Below are 9609 nucleotides of genomic sequence, written 5' to 3'. Positions count from 1 at the left end.
TTATGACTTTTGAGGAAGCTGTTGAGGAAATTTGGAGATATAATGGTTTAATCTGAGTGTATAATTAATTGATTGTTTGGAGGTGAATATTATGACTTTTGAGGAAGCTGTTGAGGAAATTTGGAGATATAATGGTTTAATTTAAATACAAAAATTTAATGAGTGGAGGGATCAATTCTGAAGAAAAACAATCACTCGAAAACGCCGCCTGTCTGGCGTGAATATGGCTGGCAGGTGGCTTTAACATAACTATTTTTAAAACAATTTTTATCTGGTTTTGGCTAAACTTGGTGACAGCCTATTTAATTATTTTTTACATTGAATGTTTAAACAAATGCAGTTTAACTTTTTTTTAGATTCATGATGTTTTTTAATTTTAGATGAATATCTTGTCAATTGATTTATAATATGTTTAAAACATAAATTATAGTATTAATTTTTAAGATGATTTCATGAGCAGTGTGAAAAGAATATTTTCAAATATGGGGTGGCTGGTAAGTTCACAGCTGATTATTACGGTCTGCACATTTATATGGACCATAATAATTGCCCGATATCTTGGCGTAGCTGAATATGGAATTTACGGATTCGCCATTTCCCTAACCGGAATATTGATTATCATAGCTGATTTCGGAATCAACACTCATATCGTAAGGGACGTATCGACAGACAATTCATTAGCATCAAAATATCTTGGAAATGCGATTCCTCTGAAATCGGTTTTTTCCATTGCGGCATTCATGGTGATGGTGGTGGTCTTGTTTTTGATGCAATGCGATGAACTTACAGTCAAGGTCACAATGCTTTTTGCAATTGAAATGATTATCAGATCTTTCTGCAATCTGTTGAATGGAACTTTCCAGGCTTTTGAAAAGGTCAAATATCAGGCGGCTGCAAACAATATTCAGCAGGTCATTCTTTTGATTTTCATTATCATTTCGATTTATACTGATATGGGCATTTTTGCAATTGCCGTTTCATACATTCTCTCGAATGTCATTGCATTGGCCTATGGAGTTTATGCAATGAAAAAACACATTGTAAATCCCAAATATGGGTTGGATAGGCAATTCTGCAGGAAAATCACTGTTTTATCTCTTCCATTTGCAATTACTGGGATTCTGTTTTCTGCATATTACTATATCGACATCATAATGATTGAACACCTTGTAGGGAGCTATGCTGCCGGAATCTATAATGCAACATATAAGCTGATTCCTGTACAGAACATTCTGGTTTCAATATATGCAGCTGTAATTTTTCCTGTAATGAGCAAGTTTTTTAAAAGCAATGACGAATCTATGCTGTTTTTCAGCTATGAAAAGTCAGTCAAATATATGCTGATGCTTATCATTCCATTCAGCGTTCTAATTGTTATATATTCTCCGGCACTGATTCAATTGGTCTATGGGTCTGAATACGGGTTGGCTTCAGGAGTGCTTTCTGTTTTAATCTGGACAGTCTCTATTCTGTTTGTTTTAGCTCCCGGAACAAATCTTTTGAACTCATCTCATAAGGAAATGACTGTCAATATGGTTTACATATTCGGAGCGGTTGTTAATGTCATTTTGAATCTGATTTTAATTCCTCACTTTTCATATTACGGTGCGGCGGTTTCGACAATTTTAAGTTATGCGCTGATTGCGGCAATACAGAGGATTGCAATCTACCGTCTGGGCCACGGATTCCACAAAAAGATATTTTTGGACATATTTAAGATTATTGTGGGAGCTCTGGTTTTGGGAGTCGTTTTCCATTTCATAACTCCAAACATATGGCTGGCGCTTCCTTTGGCGATTGTTATTTATTTCCCTCTGATTTATCTTTTAGGAGCATTTGACGGGGATGACAAACGCATCATCAGGGAGGTTTTGGGCAGATAATCAGTCTTTGGGCCTGAAACATGGCCTTTAAATATTGCTGATTATATAATAATTAATGATTGTAGTTGCCGGGATGACAATTCCTGTTGGAGCGTATGCTCCGTTGTCTTGAAATAATAACAGATGAGTGTTGGTTGTCATGTTTACATATCCGAAAGTTTTAAAACGAAAAGAGATTAAAAAGATTTCCAAATATCCGTGTGATGAGCAAATCAAAGATGCATATCTCAAATATCTGACAAATTACTCCTTTGGGGAATTTGTGCAATTCCACCTGGATAATGGTGGGGATTTGGAAAAGTCAGTCTTAAGGTTTGCCGATTTGCAGCTGGAGCGATTCGAACCGAATTCTCTGATATGGATTTCTCATGTGATGGTCAACTTCATGATATATGTGGATGTTAATCTGGATTGCGGGGAGTGCTATGACGCTTACGCTTCCGCTCTTCAGCTGACTGTCCTTTCCTGTGCCATGAAAATGGTGATTGACAAAATTTCCTTTGATGAAGTTCCATTTCCTGATTATTCCAAAATCTGTTTTAATAAAATTATGGAAAGATGCCCTGATTTTAAATACGATTTAAAAACGGACTGCACTCTGGCATACAAATCATTCAACAATGATTTCGGTTTTACACCGGATGAATTCTACCATAAAATGAGAAATCATTTTGACGATGAAGGTTATTAATTTCTTTAAATATTTTAATATACTTTTTGTTTTGTGCTCAAGTAATTTTCTGATAAATTGCCTTTAAAATACTTGATTTTCACCGGTTTATGTAGATATATCTTGTGTATGTCTTATTTTCATGTTTGAAGTAATAGTTGTAGGGGTTTGTAAAATTGTCTTCATTTATAAGCTAAATTACTTAAATTAGGAGTATGATCTATTATTTGATTATAAGTTTGTATATTGTCGAGTGTATTCGACAATTACATTAACTTTAGATGTGCTGTCGATTGTATTCTACAATTGTATCAATATTGTTATTTATTTAGAAGAGCAAAAATTAATTAGAAAATTAATGATGGACAAACAGTACCACTTTTTTGTCTGATATTAGGGTTCAAGAATAATTATGAGGGGTCCAAAATCTGACCAAAAAATGAACCCCTTAAAATTATTAAAATAATGATTAAAAATAGTGGATGGCAGGATATACACTGATAAAATTATTATATCTTAAATTAATTAAAAAGAGGTTCATTATAAAAACCTTAAAAATGAACCCCCTGTATTTTATTGGATAAATTATATACAATAGAAAATTATTTAAATGGCTAATTGTATATTTAATATACAGAGGTGTTTGTTTATGTTAGATGAAATATTAGGTGATTATCCTCAAATAAAAGTAATTGATTATTTATTGATGAATCCATTTGCCGAATTATCCAAATTACAAATTGCAGTTGGAGCTGAAATCTCCAGAATCACATTAAACAAATTCATTGATGATTTAATAGATAAACAATTAGTTATTAGAAACAATAACTCAAAATATCATTTAAATTTGCAATCTCCAATTGTAGTAAACTTAAACATGCTTTTAGATGAATTAAACAAGATAGCAATTGAAGAAGCAATGAATTGTGCTGATGAACCTTATGATGAATTAAGCGATGAGGAATTGGATGAAATCTTTGATGAAAACAGTCCTGATGTGGATTTAATCCAATTGGAAAAAGAAATTCAAATAAGAGAAAGCTATGATGTTTACATTGAAGATGTAAATGAAAATTATGTATTGATAGTATAACTTTGGAGGTTTATAATATGAAAAATGAAAATATTTCGGTCAACAAAAACATGATAATTGATCCTGATTCAGAACTAATCTATGCATCATCAGTAGGTGTCGGTGCAGATGATGATGAAGTGAGATTAATCCTATTCAACAAACGCTTAACATCTGATGGTGAAAACATTGAAATAATAAACGAATCAGACACTCAAATAATATTAAACAAGTCTACAGCATTCAAATTAAAAAGATTGCTGAATCAACACTTAAAATAAATTTGGGTGATTTATAGGGGTTTGGACCAAGAGCAACTAGCAGAAATCCGAGTTGACATATTGTATTTCTTATACAGGAACAATTACTGGCAAAAAAGACACACTCCTAAATCCAATATCTGCAACAAACTATCACAACATCCTTGCAAGGAAATTAACACAGCATTAAAAAAGTTATTTAAAGATAAATTAATTAGGTTTAAGAAAACAAATCACGGGGATGATGTGTTTCTAAACATTCACGAAAAATCAAAAATCGAAAAAGAAATCAAACATAAACTGGACCAATTATACAATTGGAAATAAACGGTGTTTACTTTAAATAATTCTCTATTTTAGCAAATTTAATTTTAAATGTTTAAACATCATGCATGGCCAATGTTTCCAACAACATCTTTAATCAAAAATTTTGACATTGTCTGATCTTTATTTTTCTAAAAAACAATTATTTTTCTTTTTTTACTATTTTTAAGATGCAAGTGAGCACTTACATTCGAAAATCTTTATATATGAGCTTGTATAAACTAATTAGTAGGTCTTATGTGTTCATTGAACTTGAAAACATCACTGGCCGGAAATTAATCAAGTGATTATGGACTGGAAATCTTATTCATTAGGTATTCTGACTGTTGAAATATACTCGATTTGGAGGTGAAAATATGACTTTTGAGGAAGCTGTTGAGGAAAGTTGGAGATATAACGGTTTGATCTGAATATATAATTAATTGATTGGAGGTGAAAATATGGGGAATGTTGATTTAAGAGATATTATTGATTTCATACCTGATTTCAGATGTTTCTAATGTTTAATAAATTCGCAAAAAATATCCTATGGGGGTGAAAATTCTGCGAATTGAACGTGACACGTAAATGCTGCCTGTTTGGCGCAATCGAGCAGGCAGCTTTAACATAACTATTTTTTTAAAAAATCATTGCTCTAAGCTTATTTTCTGGTCAAATATTTTCATGTAAAAATAATGCATAATACGTATGTAAGAACTATTAATATGTCATCTAAGGGTTTTACAGGGCTACTTTTTCCTCTGATTGGGTTGGTGGGATTTGTTTTTGGATTTCTGATTAGTCTGTCCAAGAGATGCACCTATAAAGCCAGTGTTAACTTTGCAGGTGACAACACCTACGCTGCATCAAGCAAATCTGTAAAAATAACAATTAACTAAGTGAGATTAATTTTTTCTCACTATTTTTTTCTTTTTTTAATGTCTGTGGACACGTAATTAAAAAACAGTTGAAATCACATTATTTCAGCACATGGATTGTTCCGATTTTGTTTTGGGAGTATGTGTTTGTTAAGATAGGATTATTTCACCTGATTTGTAACATTCATCTAAGTATTCCCGTGACTGATAATATAAATCTGAATTAAAATTCAGTAATTTTTCAGCAATCCATGATGAATACACTTCTCTGATTCCTCTAAAAACATCTTCCTGGGAGTAGTTGTCTTCGATAAGTCTTTCAAACACTTCACCTATTTCCCAATAGTCTGGAACATTATATTTGCATGTTGTAATATTGTCAAAATCTCCTGTGGGAATGTTATTGCGAGTTATAAAATCATCAGCCACTTTTTCAATTGGTTTGCAATGAAAAACATCTTCGTAGTCGTATATTCTCTCCAGATCTTCGCCTAAATATTTGATTACATCTTTTCTATGATTATTTGTTTGTCTGGAGATGAACTCAACTAAACTGCATGTGTAAAATAGGGAATTGTTATTCTTATCCATGAACCTTCCTCGCTTCTTTAAATTTTATGGTTTCAAGAGCTTTTTCAGTGTTAAAACATATCTGATGGGTTGGATATCTGAATTTTACCAAAGCCCAAAATGCTTCTCTTGAGATTTTTCCGTCTTGAAATTCCTGTATGTAATTGTAGATTGTATCATCGGCCATTGGGCCTTCAACGATATCCCATTCTTGTGGTGTTCCGATTCTACAGGCTATTATGAAATCTAACCATTCTTCAGTCATTTTTTCAAATTTTAGGATTTTCAGTGAGTCATCTGGTTCGTATTCATATACATTGACAATGCCTTCGCCGAATCTTGTTGCCCAACGGATAGCTTGTGTTTCCATAATTGTACAGTAAAATCCGAAGTAAAAGTCCTTGTTGAATTTTTCAATTCTAATTTCTGGCTGTTTAACAATCACGGTACTGCTATGATAAATTTCCATAGATACCCTGCCTCATTTAATTTGATTTCTATAATACTATTGGTTTTTCTTATTTAAAAACTTTTAAGATGGTTTATTCGAGGTATTTTTGAAGTAATTAACATGCTTTTTATCTGATTTTCCATTGAAAACATCACTGATTGTTTTGCATTAGCAAATTGAAAAAATCTATTTTCAATAAAAACTTTTAAACTTAAAATTGGCATTAACTTTGATGTTAAACAATCTAACTGGAATATTAAAATTAATTTTATATGCTTTTTTGAATTTTAAATAAAAATATTTATTAAATAAATATTGTTATAAATATTATTTAGTTGCGATAATTAATTTATTGTATAACGATATTAGGGGGAAAAGCATATATTTATTAAAAATACTAAACGTTTGTTGCTGTTTTTAATCATTTTATCGCTAATATGCACGCTATCATGTATCAGTGCTGCCGAGTGTGATTCAAACAGCATCGGTGATTCAACATCCGGAGATTTGTCTGAAATCCATGTATCTCCTGATGCAAGTGACATAACCGGTGACGGGAGTTTAAAAAAACCATTTAAAAGTGTGGGATATGCTGTCAACGCCAGTAAAAACGGAGCAACAATTTATTTAAATGACGGCAAGTATCTAGGAGATGACAACAGAAATATCGAAATTGACAAATCACTCACCATTATCGGAAAATCCAAGCAGAATACTATAATTGATGGTGAGTCCTGCGCAAGAATATTCAATGTGACTTCCGCAGGAAGACTGACTTTAATCAACATCACTTTCATGAACTCTCATGCAACCGGCAACGGCGGAATGATTTACGCTGAGGGCGGTGAGATAAACATTAAAAACTGTATTGTGATAAATTCCAGCTCAGATGCAGACGGCGGAGTCATATACAATAACATGGGAACTTTAAATATTGAAAACTCATGCTTTGCAAACAACAGCGCATATGAACATGCAGGCGTTCTCTATACTATGGGAACAACTGTCATTAAAAACACCAATTTCACTGAAAATGTTTTAATTTCAAAATGGGGTGTCGGCGCCTGTATTGTGGCTGGAGGAAAACTGGATTTGGACGGATGTCTGTTTTATAAATGCTTCACCACATATGCTGCGGCAGGAATTCTTAACTATGCAAATGCAACAGTCAACAACTGCAGATTTGAAAGATTGTCTACAGAATATACTGCAGGAGGCATAAGCAATCACTACTATATGATAATCAACAACAGTTATTTCGGATACAATGAGGTTCAGTATTATGCGGCTGCAATTCTTGCTCCTCCAAGCGGACAGCATGTTGTAACAGAAGTGTACAATACCATTTTTGAGAGAAATCATGCGTCTTTTCATGGAGCGGTATCCAATAATTTCAAAGACACTGATCTTTTAATTAAAAACTCTGCAATTGTAGACAACTATCTTCAATGGAATAGGGCTTATGGAGACTTTGCTTTAGATGAAAATGCAACCATACAGTACTGCTGGTGGGGGAAAAACACAATAAATCCTTATTATTATTCACCTCACGACGGCGTTAAAAAACCTGAAAAGATAAATGCTTCCAGATGGCTGATAATGACATTCACTGCAGATAATGACGTTATTTATACAAATGATGTTAATAAATTAACAGTCAGCCTAAAGCAGTACTTTGACAATGAAACTAAAGAAATCTACAGATATGATGAGGATTTCAATCTTCCTCTTGAGGTGACCTTTTACACAGATTCAGGTACTTTGGCTACAAAGAAACTTGTAAACGGTGTTGCAACTTTTGATTTCACTCCAAAAAGTGGTGTCAGTGCAGTTTATGCAAAAATCAACAATCAGGTATTGAAACTGGACAATTTCCAATCAAAAAACATTACCAAGACAACTCCAAAATTAACAGCAAATGAAAAAACATTCAAGAGTAATGACGAATCTAAAAAATATACTGTAACTCTTAAGGACGTCAACGGCAAAGCTATCGCAAATGCTGCAGTTACTCTGAAGGTTGGCGGTGCAACATATTCTGCAAAAACCAATTCCAATGGTGTTGCAACATTCAACCTTAAGAAACTAACCAAAGTGGGCACTTTTGATGCAACCGTTACCTATCCTGGATCTGACAGCTTCAATAAGGTTACATCAAATGCAAAAATAACAGTCAAATCTGTCTGGAAAACAGTTTCAAAATCAAGCAAGGACAAGGCAATGGTTAAGAAAATACAAAAGGCCTTAAAGAAAAACGGATACTACATCAAATACAAAGGTCATTATTTAAAAGTCGACGGTATTTTTCAGGATTGCACTGTAAGGGCTGTTAAACAGTTCCAAAAAGCCAATGGTCTTAAAGTGACCGGAAAGGTCGACTACAGGACTGCCCAAAAACTGAAACTGGTCAAATAGATTTTAATGTAAATGCTTCGGCATTTGCTTTTTTATATTTTTTTCAACTATCAAAATAATTGTTTTTAAGGTTAATTAAATCCATAGTTTCTTTTTTTGTTTGCAGTTTAATGGTCTGATTTTGTCATTAACGCAAGGGTTTTTGAAAATCCATTCCAATTTTAAAACCGGATATATATCAAACACTTTTCAAAAGTAAGTTTCAATGTCATGATGTTAATGTCTGTCTGATTAGTCTTTAGATTTTCCTGGTGTTTAGGTTTTAGTCCGACCGTAGATTTTGATAATTAGAAAATAATTTAAATGAATAATTCCAAACATCTAATTAATTAATATTAATATGGGGTTTATTATGGTAAAAGTCGAAATTGAGTTGACAGATGAGCAATTTGAAAAACTTGAAATTTTAAAGGCAAACGATGTTGATCCTGGTCAGGCAATTGATCTTCTTTTCGGAGTTCAAAAGGAAGCTATTATTCAAGTTGAAGACCAAAATGGCGCAGATAATCTTTTGGATAAACTATCTGGTTCAGATGCTGATGCTAAAATCAAACAGGAATTGCTGGAAAGGAATTTTGATGTAGTCAAATCTTATGACCGATCCATGCAGGAAGCTAAACATAAAATAAAATGGTCTGAAGTTTTCAAATTCTAAATATTAACTGATCAATTCCCCTTTTCTGGTAATTTTGATGATTTCTTTCGCATTGGGGGATTGAATTATAGTTTTTTTGCTGTTTTTTTTTAGATATTTTTAGCTCAATTATTACTTCTTTTTACATTGGTTTGGTGTATTTTTTTTCTTATTTTCTTGATGAATGACAGTAACAATTATTCTATTGGGGATAAAATTGAAAAAACTGCATTAAATTGATTTAAGGTTATGGTGTATTTTTTTGTAAATCCTTTTTAAGATTTGTCACGGCAGTTTCAAAATCACATTTTTCTTGAATAATGTTCGCTTAATTGAACCTCTCCGGCTTAAAGAAGCCGGAGATTCTTAGGCCCTGCCTATTGTTTCGTCAAAACATTTCCATTTATATGAATATATGAATTTGCCTTGACCAATAGGCATGAAATCTACTAAGCAGAGGACCATTGAACCAG

Annotated in this window: 10 protein-coding genes; 8 read left to right on the top strand and 2 right to left on the bottom strand. The window is 32.7% G+C overall.

Annotated features, from left to right (window positions below; all coding sequences use genetic code 11):
• Positions 1 to 452: 452 nt before the first annotated feature.
• The 6 genes from IJL02_RS12035 to IJL02_RS12010 all read left to right on the top strand — a co-directional run bounded on the left by IJL02_RS12035 (position 453) and on the right by IJL02_RS12010 (position 5087).
• Positions 453 to 1883, top strand: a complete 1431-nt coding sequence (locus IJL02_RS12035) for a flippase (RefSeq protein ID WP_292816802.1) — start codon at positions 453 to 455, stop codon at positions 1881 to 1883.
• A 139-nt stretch (positions 1884 to 2022) separates the two neighbouring features.
• Complete coding sequence (locus IJL02_RS12030; protein WP_292816800.1) at positions 2023 to 2574, top strand: hypothetical protein; 552 nt, start codon at positions 2023 to 2025, stop codon at positions 2572 to 2574.
• A 628-nt stretch (positions 2575 to 3202) separates the two neighbouring features.
• Complete coding sequence (locus tag IJL02_RS12025; protein ID WP_292816798.1) at positions 3203 to 3646, top strand: hypothetical protein; 444 nt, start codon at positions 3203 to 3205, stop codon at positions 3644 to 3646.
• 17 nt (positions 3647 to 3663) lie between these two features.
• Positions 3664 to 3906: a hypothetical protein gene (locus IJL02_RS12020; RefSeq protein ID WP_292816796.1), complete on the top strand. Its 243-nt coding sequence runs from the start codon at positions 3664 to 3666 to the stop codon at positions 3904 to 3906.
• A 21-nt stretch (positions 3907 to 3927) separates the two neighbouring features.
• Positions 3928 to 4212: a hypothetical protein gene (locus tag IJL02_RS12015; protein WP_292816794.1), complete on the top strand. Its 285-nt coding sequence runs from the start codon at positions 3928 to 3930 to the stop codon at positions 4210 to 4212.
• Positions 4213 to 4913: 701 nt separating this feature from the next.
• On the top strand, positions 4914 to 5087 hold the full coding sequence (locus IJL02_RS12010) for a hypothetical protein (RefSeq protein WP_292816793.1): 174 nt from the start codon (positions 4914 to 4916) through the stop codon (positions 5085 to 5087).
• Positions 5088 to 5216: 129 nt separating this feature from the next.
• Here IJL02_RS12010 and IJL02_RS12005 read toward each other — a convergent pair whose 3' ends face one another.
• Both IJL02_RS12005 and IJL02_RS12000 read right to left on the bottom strand, forming a co-directional pair.
• Positions 5217 to 5657, bottom strand: a complete 441-nt coding sequence (locus tag IJL02_RS12005) for a hypothetical protein (RefSeq protein ID WP_292816791.1) — start codon at positions 5655 to 5657, stop codon at positions 5217 to 5219.
• Entirely contained in the window at positions 5650 to 6105 is a 456-nt protein-coding gene (locus IJL02_RS12000) for a DUF3990 domain-containing protein (protein WP_292816789.1), read from the bottom strand. Before IJL02_RS12000 ends, IJL02_RS12005 begins: the two co-directional genes overlap by 8 nt.
• Positions 6106 to 6492: 387 nt before the next feature.
• On the opposite strand from IJL02_RS12000, the gene IJL02_RS11995 reads away from it, so the two are divergent.
• A complete protein-coding gene (locus IJL02_RS11995) occupies positions 6493 to 8502 on the top strand; it encodes a peptidoglycan-binding protein (protein WP_292816787.1) in 2010 nt (669 codons plus the stop codon).
• A 352-nt stretch (positions 8503 to 8854) separates the two neighbouring features.
• Positions 8855 to 9157 carry a hypothetical protein gene (locus IJL02_RS11990; protein WP_292816785.1) on the top strand — a complete coding sequence of 101 codons (303 nt, stop codon included), beginning with the start codon at positions 8855 to 8857 and terminating at the stop codon, positions 9155 to 9157.
• Positions 9158 to 9609 lie beyond the last annotated feature (452 nt).

The organism is Methanobrevibacter sp., assembly GCF_017427765.1.
GTDB lineage: Archaea > Methanobacteriota > Methanobacteria > Methanobacteriales > Methanobacteriaceae > Methanocatella.
This window is presented reverse-complemented; position numbering and strand designations above follow the sequence as displayed.

Excerpts from the sequence above, each read along its gene's own strand:
- IJL02_RS12010 (WP_292816793.1), top strand. The coding sequence starts at position 4,914 with ATGTCATCTAAGGGTTTTACAGGGCTACTTTTTCCTCTGATTGGGTTG.
- IJL02_RS12005 (WP_292816791.1), bottom strand. The coding sequence starts at position 5,657 with ATGGATAAGAATAACAATTCCCTATTTTACACATGCAGTTTAGTTGAG.
- IJL02_RS12000 (WP_292816789.1), bottom strand. The coding sequence starts at position 6,105 with ATGGAAATTTATCATAGCAGTACCGTGATTGTTAAACAGCCAGAAATT.
- IJL02_RS12025 (WP_292816798.1), top strand. The coding sequence starts at position 3,203 with ATGTTAGATGAAATATTAGGTGATTATCCTCAAATAAAAGTAATTGAT.
- IJL02_RS12035 (WP_292816802.1), top strand. The coding sequence starts at position 453 with ATGAGCAGTGTGAAAAGAATATTTTCAAATATGGGGTGGCTGGTAAGT.
- IJL02_RS12020 (WP_292816796.1), top strand. The coding sequence starts at position 3,664 with ATGAAAAATGAAAATATTTCGGTCAACAAAAACATGATAATTGATCCT.
- IJL02_RS12030 (WP_292816800.1), top strand. The coding sequence starts at position 2,023 with ATGTTTACATATCCGAAAGTTTTAAAACGAAAAGAGATTAAAAAGATT.
- IJL02_RS11990 (WP_292816785.1), top strand. The coding sequence starts at position 8,855 with ATGGTAAAAGTCGAAATTGAGTTGACAGATGAGCAATTTGAAAAACTT.